Source organism: Endozoicomonas arenosclerae (assembly GCF_001562015.1).
Classification (GTDB): domain Bacteria; phylum Pseudomonadota; class Gammaproteobacteria; order Pseudomonadales; family Endozoicomonadaceae; genus Endozoicomonas_A; species Endozoicomonas_A arenosclerae.
The window spans coordinates 1-21,982 of sequence record NZ_LASA01000161.1; the positions used below are offsets into that span (position 1 = coordinate 1).

At 49.5% G+C, this 21,982-nt stretch carries 17 protein-coding genes and 9 tRNA genes; 21 read left to right on the plus strand and 5 right to left on the minus strand.

The annotated features are described in order from the left end of the window. Positions 1-200: 200 nt before the first annotated feature. The 5 genes from WG89_RS24445 to WG89_RS24465 all read left to right on the plus strand — a co-directional run bounded on the left by WG89_RS24445 (position 201) and on the right by WG89_RS24465 (position 3,761). Positions 201-545, plus strand: a complete 345-nt coding sequence (locus tag WG89_RS24445) for a c-type cytochrome (RefSeq protein WP_216638551.1) — start codon at positions 201-203, stop codon at positions 543-545. Next, complete coding sequence (locus tag WG89_RS24450) at positions 542-1,762, plus strand: sulfite oxidase (protein ID WP_062270311.1); 1,221 nt, start codon at positions 542-544, stop codon at positions 1,760-1,762. Before WG89_RS24445 ends, WG89_RS24450 begins: the two co-directional genes overlap by 4 nt. Beyond that, the gene (locus WG89_RS24455; RefSeq protein ID WP_062270312.1) at positions 1,762-2,148 is read left to right on the plus strand and encodes a hypothetical protein; all 387 of its coding nucleotides are present in this window, start codon (positions 1,762-1,764) and stop codon (positions 2,146-2,148) included. Before WG89_RS24450 ends, WG89_RS24455 begins: the two co-directional genes overlap by 1 nt. A gap of 9 nt (positions 2,149-2,157) precedes the next feature. Further along, the gene (locus WG89_RS24460; protein WP_062270313.1) at positions 2,158-2,538 is read left to right on the plus strand and encodes a c-type cytochrome; all 381 of its coding nucleotides are present in this window, start codon (positions 2,158-2,160) and stop codon (positions 2,536-2,538) included. 407 nt (positions 2,539-2,945) lie between these two features. Beyond that, a complete protein-coding gene (locus tag WG89_RS24465; RefSeq protein ID WP_062270314.1) occupies positions 2,946-3,761 on the plus strand; it encodes a DsbC family protein in 816 nt (271 codons plus the stop codon). A 43-nt stretch (positions 3,762-3,804) separates the two neighbouring features. Here WG89_RS24465 and WG89_RS24470 read toward each other — a convergent pair whose 3' ends face one another. Continuing rightward, positions 3,805-4,269 carry a hypothetical protein gene (locus WG89_RS24470; RefSeq protein ID WP_062270315.1) on the minus strand — a complete coding sequence of 155 codons (465 nt, stop codon included), beginning with the start codon at positions 4,267-4,269 and terminating at the stop codon, positions 3,805-3,807. A gap of 217 nt (positions 4,270-4,486) precedes the next feature. On the opposite strand from WG89_RS24470, the gene WG89_RS24475 reads away from it, so the two are divergent. The 4 genes from WG89_RS24475 to WG89_RS24490 all read left to right on the plus strand — a co-directional run bounded on the left by WG89_RS24475 (position 4,487) and on the right by WG89_RS24490 (position 9,911). Further along, positions 4,487-5,788: a homoserine dehydrogenase gene (locus tag WG89_RS24475; protein WP_062270316.1), complete on the plus strand. Its 1,302-nt coding sequence runs from the start codon at positions 4,487-4,489 to the stop codon at positions 5,786-5,788. A 149-nt stretch (positions 5,789-5,937) separates the two neighbouring features. Continuing rightward, a complete protein-coding gene (gene thrC, locus WG89_RS24480) occupies positions 5,938-7,335 on the plus strand; it encodes a threonine synthase (RefSeq protein ID WP_062270317.1) in 1,398 nt (465 codons plus the stop codon). Positions 7,336-7,451: 116 nt separating this feature from the next. Further along, a complete protein-coding gene (gene recJ / locus WG89_RS24485; protein WP_062270318.1) occupies positions 7,452-9,173 on the plus strand; it encodes a single-stranded-DNA-specific exonuclease RecJ in 1,722 nt (573 codons plus the stop codon). A 132-nt stretch (positions 9,174-9,305) separates the two neighbouring features. Then, on the plus strand, positions 9,306-9,911 hold the full coding sequence (locus WG89_RS24490; protein WP_062270319.1) for a paraquat-inducible protein A: 606 nt from the start codon (positions 9,306-9,308) through the stop codon (positions 9,909-9,911). A 202-nt stretch (positions 9,912-10,113) separates the two neighbouring features. Here the strand turns inward: WG89_RS24490 and WG89_RS24495 are convergent, their stop codons facing one another. From WG89_RS24495 to WG89_RS24505, 3 genes are all read right to left on the minus strand, one after another. Then, entirely contained in the window at positions 10,114-10,506 is a 393-nt protein-coding gene (locus WG89_RS24495) for a DUF2721 domain-containing protein (protein ID WP_062270320.1), read from the minus strand. 38 nt (positions 10,507-10,544) lie between these two features. Then, complete coding sequence (gene dinB, locus WG89_RS24500) at positions 10,545-11,654, minus strand: DNA polymerase IV (RefSeq protein ID WP_062270321.1); 1,110 nt, start codon at positions 11,652-11,654, stop codon at positions 10,545-10,547. Positions 11,655-11,793: 139 nt separating this feature from the next. After that, positions 11,794-12,615 (minus strand): hypothetical protein, encoded by an 822-nt coding sequence (locus WG89_RS24505; protein ID WP_062270322.1) that lies wholly within the window; start codon positions 12,613-12,615, stop codon positions 11,794-11,796. A 355-nt stretch (positions 12,616-12,970) separates the two neighbouring features. Here WG89_RS24505 and WG89_RS24510 point away from each other — a divergent pair, with 355 nt between their 5' ends. Then, positions 12,971-13,573: a lysophospholipid acyltransferase family protein gene (locus WG89_RS24510; protein WP_062270323.1), complete on the plus strand. Its 603-nt coding sequence runs from the start codon at positions 12,971-12,973 to the stop codon at positions 13,571-13,573. 137 nt (positions 13,574-13,710) lie between these two features. Continuing rightward, the gene (locus WG89_RS24515; protein WP_062270324.1) at positions 13,711-14,409 is read left to right on the plus strand and encodes a response regulator transcription factor; all 699 of its coding nucleotides are present in this window, start codon (positions 13,711-13,713) and stop codon (positions 14,407-14,409) included. 2 nt (positions 14,410-14,411) lie between these two features. Here the strand turns inward: WG89_RS24515 and WG89_RS24520 are convergent, their stop codons facing one another. Continuing rightward, positions 14,412-17,888, minus strand: a complete 3,477-nt coding sequence (locus WG89_RS24520; RefSeq protein WP_079254025.1) for a hybrid sensor histidine kinase/response regulator — start codon at positions 17,886-17,888, stop codon at positions 14,412-14,414. A 690-nt stretch (positions 17,889-18,578) separates the two neighbouring features. Between WG89_RS24520 and acs the strand changes: the two genes are divergently transcribed. From acs to WG89_RS24570, 10 genes are all read left to right on the plus strand, one after another. Further along, a complete protein-coding gene (gene acs / locus WG89_RS24525) occupies positions 18,579-20,531 on the plus strand; it encodes an acetate--CoA ligase (protein WP_062270326.1) in 1,953 nt (650 codons plus the stop codon). Positions 20,532-20,885: 354 nt separating this feature from the next. Continuing rightward, a tRNA-Met gene (locus WG89_RS24530) sits at positions 20,886-20,962 on the plus strand. 52 nt (positions 20,963-21,014) lie between these two features. Next, positions 21,015-21,091: transfer RNA gene (locus WG89_RS24535), tRNA-Met, on the plus strand. Between the two features lie 50 nt (positions 21,092-21,141). After that, positions 21,142-21,218, plus strand: a tRNA-Met gene (locus WG89_RS24540). 50 nt (positions 21,219-21,268) lie between these two features. Next, positions 21,269-21,345 (plus strand) — tRNA-Met (locus WG89_RS24545). A gap of 50 nt (positions 21,346-21,395) precedes the next feature. Then, positions 21,396-21,472: transfer RNA gene (locus WG89_RS24550), tRNA-Met, on the plus strand. Between the two features lie 49 nt (positions 21,473-21,521). Continuing rightward, positions 21,522-21,598 (plus strand) — tRNA-Met (locus WG89_RS24555). A gap of 49 nt (positions 21,599-21,647) precedes the next feature. Next, positions 21,648-21,724: transfer RNA gene (locus WG89_RS24560), tRNA-Met, on the plus strand. A gap of 50 nt (positions 21,725-21,774) precedes the next feature. Beyond that, positions 21,775-21,851: transfer RNA gene (locus WG89_RS24565), tRNA-Met, on the plus strand. Between the two features lie 49 nt (positions 21,852-21,900). Further along, positions 21,901-21,977 (plus strand) — tRNA-Met (locus WG89_RS24570). Positions 21,978-21,982: the final 5 nt, after the last annotated feature.

Genomic DNA, 21,982 nt, shown 5'->3' on the forward strand with positions numbered 1-21,982 from the left:
ACGTATGTATTCATTTACAAAGCCCATGCAAAATTTTTAAATCAAAAAGAGGGAAAGCTGTCATCAGCTTTATCGCATCACAACATCAACCAGATATTGTTCGTTTAATAAACACCCATTCTTTATCAGAAAGAATAAGACCTTTGTCTTTTAATCAAAAAGTTCGGGTTAATATCTGAAAAATTGGAAAGGCTTGCGCTTTGAAAATACCGGATTCCATCAAACTATCGCTGAGCCCATGGGTAGCCACAGCACTGTTGCTTTTGCCATCAACTCTCATCGCGACAGCCCAGGCATCCGAGAAATATGAAAAGTTAGCCAACATGTGCCAGGCCTGTCATGGCAAGGATGGAAGCAATACTTTTAATACCATCCCTGATCTGAAGTGGCAAAACCGCGAGTACCTCATTTCTCAACTGCATGCTTTCAAGAATGGAAAGCGACAGGATAAAACCATGACCAAAGTCGCCCAGCTGTTGAGCGAAGAAGACATGCTGCTCCTGGCTGACTATTTCTACGCAGGCAAAAAGGATTCCTCAAAATGAACAGAAGAAAGTTTTTGCAGCACGCTCTGACGGCATCCGCTGTTTCCATCCTGCCTGTAAGATGGGTATTTGCAGAAAACCGCCCAACAGGGCTTGAGCCGATTGATATTTCCAGCCTGAAATGGAGCAAGGCTGAAGAATTACCTGATTACTACCAGGTTCTCAACACCAGCCCACTGAATGCTCAACCCGCTGAGCACATGCTGGATCCGGCAATCACCCCATCGAATGTACCTTTTGTTCGCTGGAACGGCTTGATGCCAGAGTTCGATAAAATCGACCCCAAAACCTGGACATTCACCGTAGACGGCGAGTCAGTGGTCGAGTCCAAGACTTACACCATCGATGAGCTCAAGAGCAAGTTTAAACACCATACCCAGCAACTGGTACTTGAGTGCGGCGGAAACAGCCGAAAAAACTTTTTCCCGGGTGCCAAAGGCAACCAGTGGAGCAATGCAGCTGTTTATTGCTCAGAATGGACGGGTGTACTACTCAGTGACGTACTGAAAGACTGTGGCGTAAAAGATGACGCTGTTTACACGGGTAACCACGGCATCGATAAGCACCTCAGTGGTAAAGGTCCAGCCATTTCCCGTGGCGTCCCTATTGAAGCGGCCATGAATGGTAACGCTCTGATTGCATGGGCCATGAACGGTGAAGACATTCCTTTCAAGAACGGCTATCCACTGCGTGTTGTCTTTGGCGGTCGCCCTGCTTCTGTTTCCCAGAAAGCGGCAACTGGCATCAGCATTCGTAACAAGGTTCATGACGGCGCCAAAATGGCGGCCCCGGCTTACCAGGTCCCTAAATACCCTGTAGCCCCGGGCGAGAAAGTTCCGAATGAAGACTTCGAAATCATCGAAGAGATGGTCGTCAAGTCTCTGATCACCTTCCCGAAAACCGGTGCTGAACTGCCTCTGGGTAAAACACAGGAGTTTCGCGGTCACGCCTGGGCTGGTCAGAGAGAAGTGGTCAAGCTTGAAGTGAGCTACGACTATGGTACTCGCTGGCACGAAGCCGAGCTGGCTAAACCGGTTAACCCGGGTGCCTGGCAGCAATGGAAAATAAATCTGGACCTGCCTGAGCAGGGGTACTACGAAATCTGGGCAAAAGCTACAGACAGTGAAGGTGATTCCCAACCCGTGGTTCAGCCCCAGTGGAACCCGAAAGGCTATCTCTTTAACGGCTGTCACCGGATCGCAGTGAGGGTTGCCTGATGCGAGGCCTCAGATCACTCAAGATTTTGGTGGTTTCAGTGCTCTTGTCCAGCTCTGCTCTGGCGGCATCGGACGAAGCGCCTAAAAAAGAGTACCCCGTTGACCCAAAGTCCGGCCTGAAAATGGCACCGGGCTGGGAAATGGTAAACGCACAGTGTAATGCCTGCCACACCACCCTGATTGTTGGACAGAACAGTGGTGATGAAAAAGTCTGGCGCGAAACCCTGCAGTGGATGATTGACACCCAGGGACTCTGGGATCTGTCTGAAACCTGGGAACCGATTCTTGCCTATCTCAGCACCAACTATGGTGAGGCAAAAATTGATCTGGAGACATTTCGCAGGCTTCCTCTGGATCCATCAATGATGCCTCCACCCAAGGAGTAAGGACCCGATATGCTGAAATCTGTTGCTCTACCAGCTGCAGCCACACTGGGTCTGCTGCTCTCTGCAATGCCCGCCCAGGCTGAAAAAATGCCAAAGCCAAACCTGTTCAATGGCGAACAGCTGTCCAAACAGGTTTGTCTGGGCTGCCATGGAGAAACAGTACTGCCTTATATCCAGCAGTATCCGAACCTCAAGGGCCAGAAGCCAGCTTATATTGTCAAACAGCTGAAAGCCTTCAAGTCCGGTGAGCGTGAAAACGTCTACATGCAGGTGACAGCCAAAAACCTGTCTCAACAGGACATTGTTGATGTTTCTCACTATTACGGGACGCTTCAGCCCGATGACCTGAAGAACAAAGCGGATAAAACACTGCTGGACAACACGAATTAATCCCTAACTTTTTTCTGGAAGGAAGCTGGCTGTACTGCCTATTATCAGTCAGCCTCCTTTTCAGTTCAGTTTTTGGTGTTTGGTCATCAGTTCGTGTCCCCCCTCTGAATCGGACTGATTCTGCTTCGCCCCACTCCTTTCGCCGGTCTCGGAGCGCCATACATCTTTTTCTACCCCAAAGAAGGGGGCAGAGCCTTAACAGCCCTGCCCCTTCTTTGTCTTCCGGTTTCCTCAAGATCGCATTTAGACTGACAATCACCGTAAAGAGTCTAAACTTCTGCTCCATACTCACCGATCTTATTGGCAGTAGCCACCAGACTGGCTTCAGGAGTCTGACTGGGATAAGACATCCCGGCCACCCTTCATCACTGCCGGTCAAGAAAAGAAAAAATCCAAGAGGACGACCCATGCGTTTAAGCGCCCTTATTTTTACTGCTACCCTGGCAGTCACCCCGGTTCTGCAGGCAGCCCCCACAGCGGACAGAGCGACTGAAGCCGCTCGTGATGCGATCACCAAAGAACTCAAAGGCCTGGACCCCAACATTCCCATAGAAAGCATTGATAAAAGTGACTGGGAAGGTGTATTCAAAGTGGTTCTTAAAGGCGGCAACGTAATCTATGCCAATAAAACCGGTAAATTGCTGTTAAGGGGCGATATGCTGGAAATAAAGAATGGCCAGATCGTTAACCTTACCGAAGAGATCAGAAACAAAGCCGTTGCAGAACAATTGAAAGCTTTGAAGAAAGAAGATCAGATTGTCTTTACACCCAAGGGGGAAACCAAAGGCATCGTTTATGCCTTTACCGATGTGGATTGTGGCTACTGCCGAAAACTGCACCAGGAAGTCCCCGAGCTTAACAACCTGGGGATCGAAGTTCGCTATCTGGCCTTCCCCAGAGGCGGCAAACAGTCTCCAGCCTATGCCAAAATGGTGGAAGCCTGGTGCTCCCCCGACAGGAAAAAAGCGATTTCCGAGCTGAAAACCGGCAAGTCTGTCTCAGAAGTGGCAAGCCAGAAGGACAAAGAAAAGTCGAATTGTGAAGTTCTGGTAGAAGAACAGTTTCAGCTGGGTATGAATCTGGGTGTGAGTGGCACCCCAGCCCTGTTCCTTGAGAATGGTAAAGCCATCCCCGGGTATCGACCTGCTGCAGAACTGGCCAGAATCATGGGCATCCCAGCAGCTCCTGCCGCCCCGCTACCGGCTCCAGCACCTAAGAAGTAACCGTGTTGAGGGTGTGGATTTCGTCCGCACCCTCAAACATACCTTAATCCCGCCATAAAAAGACTGCTTTGGACCAGGGGCAGGAATAGTTTCTCTTTAAAAGCACCTTGCCATTCATATCGGTCACAGCCACACCATACTCAAAAGTTTCCAATCCCGACTTGGAAGTGAAGTTGTTGTAAAGCCGTCTTGGCAACGGATTACCCTGCTGCTTGTCCTCCAGCATCAAGTCCGTGGCACTGGATGCCTTGATCTCACCTTTGCGATTGTTAATACCGTAATGCTCTTTGAAAGTGACACTGAAAGACCACTTTTCATAGCGTGTTGAACCGATCCGCTTCATGACCTCGCAGTGTTCAAGGGTGACGTAACCACTGGGCAGATCATTGACTGAAAGCGCTTCCGCAAGCTGCTCATGATTGACTACTCTCTCTTTGGCCTGCAGAAGTGGCGAACCCACCAGCAACCATAAAAAAACCGTAGTACCAACTTTCCTGCCTGAAATCATATAAAGCATTCCTAATTTGTAATCAAAACAGGAAGGATAGAGCAAGATAGGCTTTTGACAGCGGATAACCCTCAAACTGTCCGGGAAGACTATCGCCCTTGAGGGGAGTTTATGGCTATAATCCCCGATCCATTGATAAGAATCAGAGAGCTTTCTATCAATCTCTGAAAGCCGTCGACACAGACAGCGAGTTAACCAGCTCCTGGGGGATAACAGTTTGAAACCGGTCAAAGTAGGAATATGTGGCCTGGGTACCGTAGGCAGCGGTACATTTAATGTATTGACTCGCAATGCCCAGAGCATTGCAGCACGAACTGGCAGACCCATTATTGTAGAGCAGATTGGTGCCCGCAGGGACAATCCGGCTGCTGATACCTCGACCACGCAGATTACCCGAGACATTTTTGATGTCGCTCGCAACCCTGAAATCGACATCCTTGTCGAGACGATTGGTGGGTATGATGTCGCCAAAGAACTGATTCTCACCGCTATTGAGCATGGCAAACATATTGTTACCGCCAACAAGGCCCTGATTGCCGAGCATGGCAATGAAATTTTCAAGGCCGCCCGGGAAAAGAATGTTGTTGTCGCCTATGAAGCGGCAGTAGCAGGAGGCATTCCTGTCATCAAATGCCTTCGGGAAGGACTGGCAGGCAATCAGGTCAACTGGCTGGCGGGCATCATCAATGGCACAGGCAACTTTATTCTGACTGAAATGGGCGACAAGAACCGTCCGTTTGCCGACGTTCTGTCAGAAGCTCAGGCACTGGGTTATGCCGAAGCTGACCCGACTTTTGATGTTGAAGGGATTGATGCCTGCCACAAGCTGACCATTATGGCCTCCATCGCCTTTGGCATTCCCCTGAACTTTGAGAAAGCCTATACAGAAGGTATCAGCCGTGTTACTCCGGCCGACATCCAGTACTCTGAAGAACTGGGTTATCGCATCAAGCACCTGGGCATTGCTCGCCAGACCGACAAAGGCATTGAGCTCAGAGTTCACCCCACACTGATTCCAGCTTCTCGCCCACTGGCTAACATCAATGGTGTATTAAACTCTGTAGTGATCAACGCCGACGCCGTGGGTGAAACCATGATGGTAGGCCCGGGAGCAGGTGCCGAACCTACTGCATCATCCGTAGTAGCTGACATCATGGACATTGCCCGCGCTCTGGAATCCCCTGAAGCAGCTCCTTATCCTCTGGGATATTCAGAAGACGCTTTGAGCAGCAGTCCAGTACTCCCTATCGGCGAAACGCAGAGTGTGAACTATCTTCGCATTCATGCAGACGACCATCCGGGTGTAATGAATGCCATCACGCAGATCCTGAGCGATAACGGGATCAATATAGATGCCATTACCCAAAAGGCTGTTCGTGAAAGCGATGGTTTTGCCGACATCATCATCCTGACCCAGACCATCAAAGAGTCTGTTCTGGATAAAGCCATCAGCAAGATCGAAGGCCTGATCGACATCCAGGCACCTATTACTCGCATCCGTGTTGAGGCGATGGACTGAAGCCCATCGGCTTCAGCATGAATTCCAGAAAAGCATAAGCCTGTGTGCTTATGCATCAGGAGTGAGGCGTTTCAAACCCCACTCTTTGCGCTAAACAGCATGAATCCATAAACAACCATGGGTTCATAAACAAAAAGATGGAATAAGCTGTGAAATACATCAGTACCCGGGGACAGGGCGGAGAAAAAAGCTTTCAGGAAGTGCTTCTGGCCGGACTGGCAGAAGACGGTGGACTCTACGTGCCTGCCGAACTGCCCCAGTTCAGTCTGGAGAAGATCCGTTCTCTGCGTGGCCTGCCCTACAATGAGCTGGCGTTTGAAGTCATCAAACCTTTTGTGGCCGGAGAAATTCCTGACGCCAAGCTGAAAGAGATGATTGACGACAGCTATGCTGAATTCGCCCATGAAGCCGTCGCGCCACTGACACAGCTGAAAAGTCAGCAATGGGTCATGGAGCTTTTCCACGGCCCGACCCTCGCCTTTAAGGACTTTGCCCTGCAACTGTTGGGCAGACTGCTGGATTACGTTCTCACAGAAAAAGGTGAGCGTGCCGTTGTTCTGGGTGCCACTTCCGGTGATACAGGGTCTGCAGCCATCGAGGGTTGTCGTCACAGTGAAGCTCTGGACATATTCATCCTGCATCCATACCAGCGCGTCTCTGAAGTCCAGAGACGACAGATGACCACTGTACTCGACACCAATGTCAACAACATTGCCGTTCAGGGTAACTTTGACGACTGTCAGGCGATGGTCAAGCAGTGCTTTTCTGACCAGTCCTTCCTGCCAGAAAATACCAGCCTGGTTGCGGTTAACTCAATCAACTGGGCCCGCATCATGGCTCAGGTGGTTTACTACTTCCATGCTGCCCTGGAGCTCGGTGGGCCCGACAGGGAAATCGCTTTCTCTGTACCCACCGGCAACTTCGGTGACATCTTTGCAGGTTACATTGCCAAGGGTATGGGACTCCCAATAGGAAAACTGGTTGTTGCCACCAACCAGAACGATATTCTTCATCGTTTTTTCCAGGAAAATGATTACAGCAAACAGGGACTGGAACACACACTGTCGCCCAGCATGGACATTATGGTGTCCAGTAACTTTGAGCGTCTGCTGTTCGATATCCTTGGCAGAGACGGCAAAGCGCTGGCGGATTTAATGGCTACGTTTGAAAGCACTGGCAAACTCTCTGTGACAGACGACCGTTGGCAGAACATTCGCAAACTGTTTGATAGCAGTCGTACTGATGACCAGAGCACTTGCGAAGCTATCAAAGCCCTGTTTGATCGCACAGAGTACCTGGCTGACCCACACACCATTACCGGTATCCGGGCACTGGAAGAAGTAAAAATAGACAGCAGCATGCCAAAAGTTGTTCTGTCTACTGCTCACCCGGTCAAGTTCCCTGAAGCCGTTGAAAAAGCAGGTCTTGAAAGTCCTGAACTGCCTCATCACATGAAAGACCTTCATGACCGTGAAGAGCGCTATGATGTGGTGGATAACGAGCTGAATTCAGTAAAAGGATTCATTCAGAAGCGACTGAGCCAGTAATTTTGATTCTGGTGGAGTCCAGACCGGACTCCACCTTCTATATCTCGCCTGCGAATACCAGTGCTATGTGATAGAGTGGAACAACTCCATCAACTCATAGCTGAACTGCTCAACGCATGTCACTTCAGATTATTCGTCGCCCTACTCAGTCTCTGGAAGGTTTGTCCGTTAACCTTCACCCTCTTCTTGCCCGGATATACAGTGCCCGTGGAGTCAGTCAACCATCTGACATTGAACGACAGCTGAAGGGTCTCCATAACTATAAGGCTCTCAAGGATATTGACCAGGCCGCCATGATCCTGGCCGACGCCATCAGCCAAAACCGTCAGATTCTAATAGTCGGTGATTTTGATTGCGACGGCGCCACCAGCAGTGCATTAGGTGTGCTTGCTCTAAGAGCCATGGGTGGTAGAGCTGATTATCTGGTGCCCAACCGCTTTGAATATGGGTACGGGTTGACGCCTGAGATTGTCGAAGTCGCAAAACAATACCATCCGGATATTCTGGTCACAGTAGACAATGGTATTTCCAGTATTGAAGGGGTCGCTACCGCTAGAAGTGAAGGTTGGCAGGTCATTGTTACTGACCACCACCTTGCAGGCAGAGAAGTGCCAGAAGCTGATGCCATTGTTAACCCCAATCAGCACGAATGTCCCTTTCCCGGAAAAAACACCGCCGGGGTAGGCATCATTTTTTATGTTATGTGTGCCCTTAGAACAGAGCTGCGCAATCGAGGCTGGTTTGAAGGAAAAACTGAATTCAATCCTTTTCAGCTGCTTGACCTGGTGGCATTGGGCACCATTGCCGACGTCGTAAGTCTGGACACCAATAACCGTATTCTCGCTCACCAGGGGTTAGCCAGAATCCGAGCAGGGCATTGCCGCCCTGGCATCCAGGCTTTAATAGAGATCGCTGGTCGACAACAGTCCCGATTAACGTCCTCTGACCTGGGTTTTGCTCTTGGGCCTCGCCTTAACGCTGCAGGTCGACTGGATGACATGTCTACCGGGATAGAACTGCTGCTCACAGATCGTATTGAGAAAGCCAGAGAGCTGGCAGCAGAACTGGATGGACTGAACCGTGACCGTAAGGATATTGAAGCGGGTATGCAACAGGAGGCCATGAAGCACCTTGATTCACTGCACTTTGATGAAACCTCAGAAATGCCCTGGGGTATCAGCCTGTTCCAGGAAGGCTGGCACCAGGGGGTAGTGGGTATTCTGGCTTCCAGGGTCAAGGAAAAGCTGCACAGACCGGTTATTGCCTTTGCTGAGGCCGACAACGACCAGGTCAAAGGCTCTGCACGCTCCATCAAAGGTCTGCATATGCGTGACGCCCTCGACAGCGTAGCGAGGGAAAACCCCGGATTGATCATCAAGTTTGGCGGGCATGCCATGGCAGCGGGGCTGAGTATTTATAAAAAAGATTTCCAGCGCTTTAATGAAGCCTTTGACCAGATTGTACGACAAGAATTGACCAGCGAGCAGCTGGAAGCAGAAATTCACACCGATGGAGAGCTGAGTGTCCAGGAGCTCACCATGGATACAGCACAGCTTTTAAGAGATGCCGGGCCCTGGGGACAGAACTTTCCGGAGCCGTCTTTTGACGGAACCTTCCAGATTATCCAGCAGCGACTGGTCGGGCATAAACATCTGAAAATGGTTTTGAAAGTCCCCTCCTCGGAATACTTTGTGGATGCCATCGCCTTCAATATCGATCCCAGAGAATGGCCGAATCTGGAGGCCAATTCAGTCAACGTCGTTTATAAGCTGGATATCAATGAATTTCGTGGCCAGCAAAGCCTTCAACTGATTGTTGATCATTTGGAACCGGCATAACGTTCCGCTCTTAATCTGAACAATAGTACTAAATATTACTATTGAGCCGGTAAAGCCATCAGAATTGTTCTTTACCGGTTTCTCTTCTATTTTTGTGTGACTTTATAACCATAAACGGAAGCAACAAGAAAAATGACCGAGTCTCGTGGAGCCCGCCTGGCGGCCCCTTTTATTGTTTTAATCATCTCTCTGGGATTACTGATTCCCGGCATCACCCAGCCGTTAATGACACTCCAGGCAGATATGAATCGCCAGGCTCTGGTCCAGGAAGGACAGAAGATCATGGAAAAACAGTCTCTCCACCCTGCCCTGTTATCTATGGCTACCCAGTTTCTCTCCAATCTGAAAGTTGAAGGGCAAAGCCGGGTTTATGAGAAAACCAGAAGCATTCTGGGCACGGCAAAAGATCTCTGGGATTTTGGCTATAAACTGGTAGCTGTACTGATTTTAACCTTTAGCGTCGTCATTCCTGCCATTAAAACCTTGTTATTATTGGCGTCCTTCCATCCTCCTGCCCGGGAGAATGTACTCAGGTTAAATGCATTCCTGGGGAAATGGTCCATGGCGGATGTGTTTGCCATGGGAGTGCTGATCGCCATGCTGGCAGCCAATGCAGCCTCTTCCGAAAGTGCTCTTTTGAGCTTCCATGCTTCACTGCATTCCGGGTTTTACTGGTTTGTGGCCTACTGTCTGGTTTCAGGACTGGGCAGCCAATGGCTTTTGAAAAAACAGGTTTGAACCATGGCAAGCCAGAATTGATTTCATCCCTTGAAGTAATTGTCCAGAAATAACTTCCTTCTCTAACCCGTTCGGGCTGAGCCTGTCGAAGCCCTATACCATGACCCTTCGACAAGCTCAGGGTGAACGGAGTCCGCATGTAGACCGGGAAGTTATTTCGAGACAAATCCCAAGGATTCAATCAATGGCTTAAAAAAGATCTTCAGTCTTCCATTTCACTGACTTGCAGCTCCAGGGCGTCAATAGAGATTTTAATCTCGGCCAGACAGATAATAAGAGAGATCAGCAGCGCCAATAGACTGATAGCAAAGAGAATAAATCCCAGCTGGTATTTCCCCATATGGAGAAGAAACATCACCAGAACACAACAGATGAAGCTGACAATACCAGCCCCCTGCATATGCTTGATTAACTTCATCCTTCGTCGCAGGTTTTCCATCTGCTCCTTAATATGAAGATTATCCGGGTGCTTCTTGAACTCTCCATGCAGACTTCTGATCAAAGAGGCCAAAGCCAGAAACTTGTTGGTATAGGAAAGGAATAAAAGAGAGATAGCCGGAAACAGCAGGGCGGGAGTTGCGAGATTCAGCTCCATGGGACCTATCGAGATATCATGTTGAGGGACTTAACATTCTATAGCCTTCCAGCCTTTCGTTCAAAAAGTTCCAACTGCTGCATTTGCCCCGATGTCCTAAGATCCAGTAGTCTTACTCCCACTCCCAGTAGTCGGGCCGGCTTATTACCTCTTTGCCAGGCCCTCACTAGAAGCTCTCTGAAATGAGCTTCCGGCGGCTGATCATCCCGCTCAACCATTTCCTCCAGAGTGGTTTGAGTGAAGTCATTAAACTTCACTTTGACAAACCGTTTGGTCACAGAGTACTCATTTTTTATTTTCTGAAAGCGCTGTGACAAATCTTCAAGCAGCGGTTTAACCTGGGTAAGAATGGCCTGCTCGTCGAGGAGATCCTCATCATAGGTATGCTCAACAGATAACGACTTGCGCCTTCTATCCAGCTCCAGCGGGCGATCATCCACACCTCGGGACAACTCCCACAACCTTTCACCAAAGCTGCCAAACCAGCGGCATAGCTCCACGGGTGAATACTGCCTCAGCATGCCACAGGTCATGATACCTTTATTGTGAAGTTTTTCTGCTGTGACTTTACCGACACCATGAATTTTTTCGACGGGTAATTCAAAAACAAAATCCTGAACCTGATCCGGTGTAATTACACAAATTCCGTTAGGTTTATTCCAGTCCGATGCTACTTTAGCCAAGAATTTATTGGGTGCCACTCCTACAGAAACAGTAATCCCAATCTCTTCTCTGACCGCCTGCATAATCTCCCTGGCCATCAGGGTACCGCTACCCCTGCAGAGTTTCGTTTCTGAAACATCCAGATAAGCTTCATCCAGAGAAAGCGGCTCAATCATCTCGGTATAGCGATGAAAAATGGCATGCATCTGTCGCGACGCTTCTTTATAAACATCAAATCTGGCGGGGAGAATAATCAACTCAGGACAGAGCCTGACAGCCCGATACGAGGCCATGGCAGAATGGACTCCAGACTTTCGGGCTGCATAACTGCAAGTGGCGATAACGCCTCTACGCTCAGCCTTGCCACCCACGACAAAAGCCTTTCCCTTTAATAAAGGGTCATCCCGCTCCTCTACTGAACAGTAGAAAGCATCAGCATCAACATGAAGTATTTTTCTCTGAATGGATGAGCTCTCATCGGACATGATTGAACTGGAAACGTTGAATGTATTACTGAAGTCTAACGACAGGCGTTTAAGGAAACAACGACCTTTACTGTTTTTTTATACAGTAAAGGGCGCTATGAACAGAGCAGCAGGGAAACAAGTAGAAGCCCCTATCTCCTTATTGGCTTTGAACAGCCCCAGTAGCTTCTACCTCAGTCCTCATCGTTTTTATATCCGATCTGACTTCAGCAAGAGGTTCAGCCAGTGATTCTTTGAACGATTCAAAAGCGCCTACCATGGCCAGTTTTTTATCACTCACAGCCTGATTGGCTTCTAGACTGGCCCGAGCAGCGTCAACAGCGCGCTCAGATGTATTGACAGGAATATGCCCTTGAGCAACAGTGCGGATGAAATCGGATGAAGCTTGATGACTGCCTCCAAAAAGAGCCGTGACATTGGATCTCTTTGTTTTGGCGTTCTCAAAAGCACTCTCGTACTCGTCATTGGCTTTTGAGAGTTCAGAGTACTGTACATCTTTGTAATACAGCTGTGTCAGCCTGCCCGCGAACATATACTTTGACAACTCGGTTCCCTTGGCTAACTGGATACCTTGATCGGCAACGGCAGACGCCTCCAGCAACTGACTGGCTCGGTACTCAGCGTTGACCAATGGTCGCAGATTGTGAAAGTTATGCGAAGTAACCCTTAACCCTTTAACCGCGTAACCCATCAAGCCGCCTGCACCTGTAATAACACAAGCGCCCATATCGCCCACCAAATTGATCGATCTCGCGGCAAGAGCCACTACGGCCCCGACCCCAAGCCCGCCCGCAGTCCAGAGATAAGGCTCAGATACCGATGGCATGAAGTGCTGAAAAGGCGCTTCGACCTTGTATTTATTCCAGAAATGTTCAGTAATCTTGGAATCAGGGTGCGTGGACTGTTGTCTTTCCAGGGACTGTGGAGCAGCCTGGCCTGCGGCAGGAGCAGTAGAATACATAGCGAAATCCTCCGTGAATTATTCTTTTCCTCCTGATTTGACTGCCTTCAGTCTGGATAGTTCCGGCCTGAAAGGCGCATCCTAAAAAGCCTTGACCGTTCAAAAAACATATTGCAACCCCGAATATTTACGTATTTTCAATCTGATAATAAAAGCGTCAAATCGCACTCCGTTTGATTGCCCTCTCAGGGCACGACTCCCATAGCCTGAATTCCAGGAATGATGAAAAACCATTCCACTCCATTCAGAACTATGACGGAACACATACAAACCTAGTACCCACAGCAAAGCAGCACCTGAACAAGGCATTGGCCGGTTACTGTGTGCTCAATGGTCAAAAGACTAAGGCTTAACTATGCGCTTAACGGTGTTTAATACGCCGATCATCAGTCAGCTGTTAAAGGTTCTGGCCAAACTGTGTCTGTTGATTACCGGCTGGAAGGTCGAAGGAAAAAAACCCCGCGTACCTCGCTATATTCTGGTTGCGGCGCCTCATACCAGCAACTGGGATTTTTTCATTGGCATGGCCGTAGGCCTGAGTAACGGCATTGAAGCGCACTGGCTGGGAAAATCCAGTCTGTTCTGGGGCCCCTTTGGCCCAATCATGCGCTGGCTGGGCGGTATCCCGGTAGATCGAGCTCGCCGAAGCAGCCTGGTAGAACAATCCATCTGCTGCTTTAAAGGCAATAAACAGCTGGGACTGGTGATCTGTCCTGAAGGCACCCGATCCAAAGGTGATCGCTGGAGAACCGGCTTCTACCATATTGCCAAAGGGGCAGATGTACCCATTATTCTGGCCTACCTGGATTTTCGTCATAAAAAAGCCGGTTTTGGCCCAGCCATCAAACCCGGATGCAACATGGAAAAGGACCTGGCCGAAATTCAGGCCTTCTATGAGAAAAAACAGGGTAAATTCCCCCACTGTTTCAGTCCTGTCCTGTCCCAAGGTCAGGCCTGACACTGTTTTTCATTCAACTCCCGCCGATAAGCCTCAATACGTGGGGAGGAGCCGAGCCTGATCGACAGCCTCGGCCTCCGGAACAATAACAACCGGTCAGTCTTTACAGCTTACCGGGTAAATGGCAATCTGAGCGAATGGAATACAAGATCATCATTGCAGACGACCACCCACTGTTCAGAGCCGCTTTACAGGCAGCTCTGCGTCAGGGGCTGGAGAACCCGGAGATTTATGAAGCAGGCTCCATTGCTGCTCTTCAGAACATTCTGGAACAAATTCCGTCTCCCGATCTCATATTGCTTGACCTGCATATGCCCGGTGCCCATGGTTTATCCGGCCTGATTTTTCTGCGGGGACAATACCCCCAAGCTCCGGTTGTTATCGTTTCCGCTTCTGAAGATCCGCAAATTATCCATCGCTCCATGCAACACGGCGCTAATGGCTTCATCCCGAAGTCTTCCCCACTGGACGTATTGAAAAGCGCTGTGACCCAGGTATTGGAAGGGGATACCTGGCTACCAGATTCTCTACCGGAACTGCCCGAACAGGGAATAACATCGGAACTGGAGCAGAAGCTGGCCACCCTCACACCTCAACAGTTTCGTGTATTGGGCATGATCAGTGAAGGCCTGCTAAACAAACAAATTGCCTATGAACTGGAAGTGTCTGAAGCCACCATCAAGGCCCATGTCACCGCCATTTTCAAAAAGCTTGGCGTACGCAGCAGGACTCAGGCGGTTATAGCCATGAACGAGTTGGAAATTGAACAGCCCTCTATCAGCAGCGACACTCAGGGCATTGAAAGCCAGCCACCCAGCCCACCTGCAACCCCCTGACTTTAACTCTCGCTCAGCGCCTTAACAGAGGCTGTTGCGGTGAGCGAAGACATCAGGGCTCTTAACGATGCTGGCTTAACAGGCTTACCAAATAATTTTATATCCAGCTCCCGACACCGATTTCTTACACTGTCCTGCTTATCAGCCGTTATCAGAATCGCCGGCAGCGGACAGGGCGACTGTTCTCTCAACGCCTCTGCCAGCTGAATGCCATCCATAGAGTCTTCCAGACGATAATCCACCAGCAGAATATCAGGCAAACCACATTCATCCACAACACTGAAGGCTTCTTTCACACTGGCTGCTGACAATACCTTGCAACCCCATCGCGCCAGCAAACTCTGCATGCCCAGCAATATCTCCGGTTCATTATCAATGCAGAGTACGGTCATCCCTTTCATGGAAAGACCCGCCCCAGAACGAACAGGAAGCTGCCTGACTGTTCTTTTCTCGGCTAAAGGCATCTCGATAGAAAAGACGGTCCCTTTTCCTTCACGAGACTTCAGACCAATGGGCTGATGAAGCACTGAGGCAATACCCTGAGCAATCGAAAGCCCCAATCCCAACCCTTTACCCCCCTGATGCAAGCGCTCAAACTCACTGAAGATCAGTGACTGCAATTCATCAGGAATGCCATTGCCGTTATCCCTGACTTCGATACACAGCTGCCCGCCCCGCTTTCTGCAACACAGCATGACTTTTCCGATTTGTGGATTGCAGTATCGGAAAGCATTGGTCAGAAAATTTTGCAAAACTCTCCTGAGCAGAACCGGATCACTGTGCACCCACACAGACTTTTGAACCATTCTGAACGTCTGATTATTTTCCTGGGCCAGTAAATCAAACTCCACCTTCATAGGATCCAGAATCTCAGAGAGAGGAAACTCCCTGAACGTTGCTTTCAGTTTGCCTGCCTCCAGACGAGACAAATCCAGCAGATCTTTGATCAGTTCTTCCGCTGACCGCAGTGAACTGTTCAAGTGACTGGAAAGTTGTTTGTGCTCAAAATGTGTCAGACTTGAATCCAGAGAGGAAGCAAACAACCTGGCAGCATTCATGGGCTGCATTAAATCATGACTGATTGCGGCAAAAAACTTGGACCTCAGATGATTTGCCCGCTCTGCCGCTCCTTTGGCGCTCATTAACTCTCTGTTAAGACTGTTAAGCTCACTGGTTCGAGCTTCAACCCTTTGCTCCAGACTTTCGTTCACATCTTTCAGAGCTTGTTCAACCTGCCGAAACTCAGTGATGTCGGTAAAGCTCATCACAAAGCCGCCTCCAGGCATGGGATAACCACGGGTCTCGATGACCTGTCCGCTCTCACGGATTCTCTCGGATTTGTGGGCTGTCCCTTCCAGCATATGATTGATACGCTTTCGGACATGGGTATTGACATCGCCGGGGCCACAGTAGCCCCGCTCAGCATTGTAACGAATGATATCCGCTGCATGACGCCCTACCTTGATCATCCCTTCTGGATAGTCAAAGAGTTCCAGATAACGCTGATTCCAGGCCACCAGCCTGAGATCCCGATCGACAACACTGACACCTATATCGATATGCTCAATAGCACCGGTAAGCAGCTCACGATTAAACTGCAAAACTTCCGATGCTTCATCCACCATGGCCTCTACATCTTCAATCAGTGCATTATCGCCACTCAACGCTGTTTTCATGACCAGTTTTGCAGACGACGCGCCCATGATGCCAGACAATCCCCTGGCTACCGCACCAATCATGTCACTACTGGCAAGATAAGGACGCTCTTCAGGCATCTGGTCAGCAATCAATTTTCTTGTTTTCTCCTCGCCAAGAAAACGACTGGCCAGAGATTCCAGTTCGTCGACAGTCACCGTCATGTCTTCATAGAGATCACCTTCCACCACGGACGCATCGACAAATCGCCTTGCCTGACGGCTCTCCAGAGGTGATACCTTAAATAACAAGCAGCCCAGGACATAAACAAGTGTGTTCACCACCAGTGCAAAAATACTGGCTCCCTGAAGCGTCCCAGTGACTTCGAAGCCAAACAGTGCAGCCGGCTTCAGCATTTCAATGCCCAGAACCCCCTGTTCAAGCAACTCTTTATCGAGCCAGCCCGAGTGAACAAATAAAGGAACGATCAAAGTCACTAGCCAGACCAGCCCCCCCGTCAAGATACCCGCAGCTGCGGCCTTATAGTTACTCTCTCTGAGATAGAGCGCCCCCAGAACACAAGGAGCCAGTTGTGCGACAGCGGCAAAAGAAATCAGACCAAGATTGGCCAAAAGATGGTCTTCGCCGGCACTGATGATTCGATAGACAATGTAAGCCAGCAGCAGGAGTCCGATAATAGTGGTACGCCGGACATTTCGTAGCAACCCACTGAACCGGTAGAACTCATTGCGCCCATGGCCGGAACTTCTGAGAATCAGCGGCATTAAGATTTCGTTGGAAATCATGTTTGTCATAGAAATGGTCGCCACAATGACCATGCTGATAGCCGCGGAAAGACCCGCCATAAAAGCCAGAACAGCCATACTCTCACTGCCCAGAAGTTTTGGCAGTGCGATCACAAATGAATCAGGAGAGATGGACTTGCCCAGCCAGGCATTTCCGGCATAGGCCATAGGCAGGACAAAAACAGCCGTCAGAAGCAGATAAATCGGGAAGAGCCAACGGGCACGCTGGAGATCCTTGATATCACTGTTTTCAACAACCAGCACATGAAACTGTCTGGGCAGGCAGATAAAAGCCGCCATGGACACCATAATTGGCGCCATCAAAGTAAGAAACAGACTCTCATCGGCCGTATTGGCAATAGCTGCCTCAAAATGCGCTACAGGGTCATGAGCTTCGGTAAAGAACCGGTAAGTAATCCAGCCACCGACAATCAAAAAAGCAGCCAGTTTCAGCAGGGACTCAAAGGCAATCGCAAGCATAACGCCATGCTGATGCTCGGTGGTGTCTAATCGGCGTGTGCCAAACATTATGACAAAAACAGCCAGAAGCAGGGTCACAACCAGAGCTACGTCCTGCTGCTTACGGGGCGACATAGTGTTTGGTGATAGCAAGTCAAAACCAATAATGATCGCTTTCAGCTGCAGGGCGATGTAGGGAAGAATCCCAACCACCAGCAAAATCGTCACCAGTATGGCCAGCCCTCGTGACTTGCCATGGCGGGAGGCAATAAAGTCAGCAATAGACGTAATATTTTCCCGCTTGCTCACCAGTATCAACTTGTTGAGCAGTTTCCAGAAAAAGATAAAAAACAGAATGGGCCCGATATAGATAGTCGGGTATGAAAGTATTGACTGGGACGCCTGTCCGACAGCACCAAAAAAAGTCCAGGCCGTACAATAAACCGCCAGTGAAAGACTATAGATATACGGCCGCCACTTTTCACGTATTCTTGCCCCCGCATGATCTCCATACCAGGCTACCGAAAACAACCCGCCTATGTAGAGCAGAGCTATGAGAGCCAACCACCATCCGGCCATACTTTCTTACTTTTTCTATAAATTTCAGTCATTCATGATCATCATCAAACTAAAAAAGAATGAAGGCATAAACCAAGAAGACTGTTTTGTGTTTATTGTCAGGAGTTACGATTCAGGCTATCTGAACTTTGAAACTTAATACAGATATACCCAATATTCTTGGCTAACTATACCCCACTACGACTAAAGTCGCATGGAGGAGACGGCCCTGACTGCTAGCTTTTCATGGAGTTTTTTAATGCTCACGGCATTCAAGCAAGATGTGTGCGAAGGTACCAAATCATCTTCTATCAGAGCTATGAGCCAAACCAACAATCAACTTTGACGGTAACATTCGAAAGGAGATTCATCTTAATAAAACGCCGCTACGAATCAGTCAAAAGGAAAAGTGTCATATTGGTTCACTTTTCACGGTACGGGCATTGGTATCTTTAATTTGGAATACGTGCTCTTGGCAGGGGGGCCGCCCCCTGTCTTTTTTACCTGGAAAATGATTTCACTACTCAGTCTTGAATCTATCACTTGAAACCCTTTCTTCACCTGCCCACAATAGAATCCTGCTACCAAAGTCTAATTCCCTGAAGGATGTATCGTCTTAATATGACGATCAGGCACCGCAATGCTTAAAACTACAAACGCCGTATAAGTGCATTGCCAGAAGAACTATTAGAAAAACTCTAAGGATTCCTTATGACTGAAGCGCGTGTGTACCCAGTGACCGAGGCTCAGCGACAGAACACCCTGGTAGATAATGAACGTTACCTGGAGATGTATCAGCAATCTGTCGTCAACCCGGAGAGATTCTGGCGGGAACATGGCAATAGAATCGACTGGTTTACCCCTTACACGCAGATCAAGAAGGTGTCTTTTGATCACGAAAATGTCGACATCAACTGGTTCTTTGATGGCACCACCAATGCTTCCTACAACTGTCTGGACAGACACCTGGAAACCAAAGGCGACCAGATAGCAATCATCTGGGAACCCGATGAAGAAGATCAGCCCGCGCAAAAGTTCACCTACCGCGACCTCCACGAAAAAGTTTGCCGACTGGCTAATGGCCTGAAAAGTCAGGGGATTGGTAAAGGTGACGTAGTAGCCATCTACATGCCTATGGTAGTGGAAGCCACTGTAGCCATGCTGGCTTGCTCACGCATAGGCGCCATTCATTCAGTAGTATTTGGAGGCTTCTCTCCAGAAGCTCTGGCAGGTCGGATTATCGACTCCAACGCCAAACTGGTACTCACTGCGGATGAAGGCATTCGTGGCGGGCGTAAAGTAGCCCTGAAAAAGAATGTCGACCAGGCCCTTGAGAACAAGGAAGTGACCAGCATTGAGAAGGTGATTGTGTTGCGTCATACCGGAGCAGAAATATTTTGGCAGGATGGCCGGGATATTGACTGGCATGAACTGACAGCCATGACCTCACCCAGCTGTACTCCAGAAGCAATGAATGCTGAAGATCCTCTGTTCATTCTGTACACATCGGGATCTACAGGAAAGCCCAAAGGCGTTCTGCACACCACCGGCGGTTACCTGGTGTATGCGTCCATGACACACCAATATGTCTTTGATTACAAAGACGGTGAAGTCTTCTGGTGCAATGCTGATATTGGTTGGATCACAGGCCACACCTATGTGACCTACGGCCCTCTTCTGAATGGTGCCACTATGGTGATGCATGAAGGCGTGCCCAACTATCCAGCCAGCAACAGAGTCAGTAAAGTCGTCGACAAACATCAAGTCAATATTCTCTACACAGCCCCTACTGCTATTCGTGCGCTCATGGCTGAAGGTGATGCAGCAATTGAAGGCACTGACCGTTCCAGTCTGAGACTGCTGGGCAGTGTGGGTGAGCCCATTAACCCGGAAGCCTGGAGCTGGTATTACAAAACCATTGGTAATGAAGAATGCCCAATCGTTGATACCTGGTGGCAGACTGAAACCGGTGGCGCCATGCTGACCCCACTGCCAGGCGCAACTGATCTGAAACCTGGCTCTGCGACGCGCCCATTCTTCGGCATTAAACCCGCTCTGGTGGATAATGAAGGTCGAATTCTGGAAGGCAAACAAGAAGGTAATCTGGTGATTCTGGACAGCTGGCCTGGCCAGGCCAGAACCGTCTTTGGTGATCATGAGCGTTTTGTTCAAACCTATTTCTCAAGTTTCAAGGGCATGTATACAACGGGTGATGGAGCTCGCAGAGACGAAGATGGTTACTACTGGATCACGGGGCGAGTAGACGATGTACTGAATGTTTCCGGTCATCGCATGGGAACCGCTGAAATAGAATCAGCACTGGTTTCTCACCATGATGTTGCTGAAGCGGCTGTTGTTGGGTTCCCCCATGACATCAAGGGTCAGGGAATATACGTCTACGTCACATTAACTGCTGAATCGGAATATTCAGACGAGCTTAAGAATGAACTGAGACAGTGGGTGCGTAAGGAGATTGGTCCAATAGCCTCGCCGGATATCATCCAATGGGCACCGGGACTGCCAAAAACCCGCTCTGGAAAGATCATGCGTCGCATCCTGCGTAAGATTGCATCCGGTGAATACGAAAACCTGGGAGATACTTCCACGCTGGCTGACCCAAGCGTTGTTGAGTCTCTTATCAAGGATCGGGCACTGGCTAGCTAAGCCAGCTCACAAATTTCTTAACTTTTCGATAGAGAGCTTTGTTCCACATAGCTCTCTATCGGATACTCCTGCCTGCAAAGCCATTCTGTACTCTTCCCCCCCCATCTCGCCATTGACATTCAGACACTCGAATCTGATGTGCTGACAAGTTGAAGTATTTTGCAGCTCACTGCTCATTCATGCATTAAAAAACATCTTTTCTATTTCCACTTTTACTTGCAGACCACGATGGCTATAGGCTGGTGAAAATGAAGACTGCCAACTCAGATAATATGCGGGCTAGTTATTAACCGAAGCATTTTAATCTTTTATTGACTTTAAGCATCATCGTCCATACTATGCGCTCCTCGTTGATGCGGGGTGGAGCAGCCTGGTAGCTCGTCGGGCTCATAACCCGAAGGTCGTCGGTTCGAATCCGGCCCCCGCTACCAACTTGATTGTTTGGATCATTTACTGCTTACTGTCGCAGCCAAACAGTTTCGGTGCGGGATGGAGCAGCCTGGTAGCTCGTCGGGCTCATAACCCGAAGGTCGTCGGTTCGAATCCGGCTCCCGCTACCAACTTATTACAACGGCAATTGACTACCAGACAATTGCTGGACAGATTTCGGTGCGGGATGGAGCAGCCTGGTAGCTCGTCGGGCTCATAACCCGAAGGTCGTCGGTTCGAATCCGGCTCCCGCTACCAACTTATTACAACGGCAGTTGATTACCAGACAATTGCTGGACAGATTTCGGTGCGGGATGGAGCAGCCTGGTAGCTCGTCGGGCTCATAACCCGAAGGTCGTCGGTTCGAATCCGGCTCCCGCTACCAACTTATTACAACGGCAATTGACTACCAGACAATTGCTGGACAGATTTCGGTGCGGGATGGAGCAGCCTGGTAGCTCGTCGGGCTCATAACCCGAAGGTCGTCGGTTCGAATCCGGCTCCCGCTACCAACTATTACAACAGTAATTGATTACCAGACGATTACTGAACAGATTTCGGTGCGGGATGGAGCAGCCTGGTAGCTCGTCGGGCTCATAACCCGAAGGYCGTCGGTTCGAATCCGGCTCCCGCTACCAACTATTACAACRGCAATTGATTACCAGACGWTTGCTGAAMAGATTTCGGTGCGGGATGGAGCAGCCTGGTAGCTCGTCGGGCTCATAACCCGAAGGTCGTCGGTTCGAATCCGGCTCCCGCTACCAACTTATTACAACGGCAGTTGAYTACCAGVCAATTGCTGGACAGATTTCGGTGCGGGATGGAGCAGCCTGGTAGCTCGTCGGGCTCATAACCCGAAGGTCGTCGGTTCGAATCCGGCTCCCGCTACCAACTATTACAACAGCAATTGATTACCAGACGATTACTGAACAGATTTCGGTGCGGGATGGAGCAGCCTGGTAGCTCGTCGGGCTCATAACCCGAAGGTCGTCGGTTCGAATCCGGCTCCCGCTACCAACTAT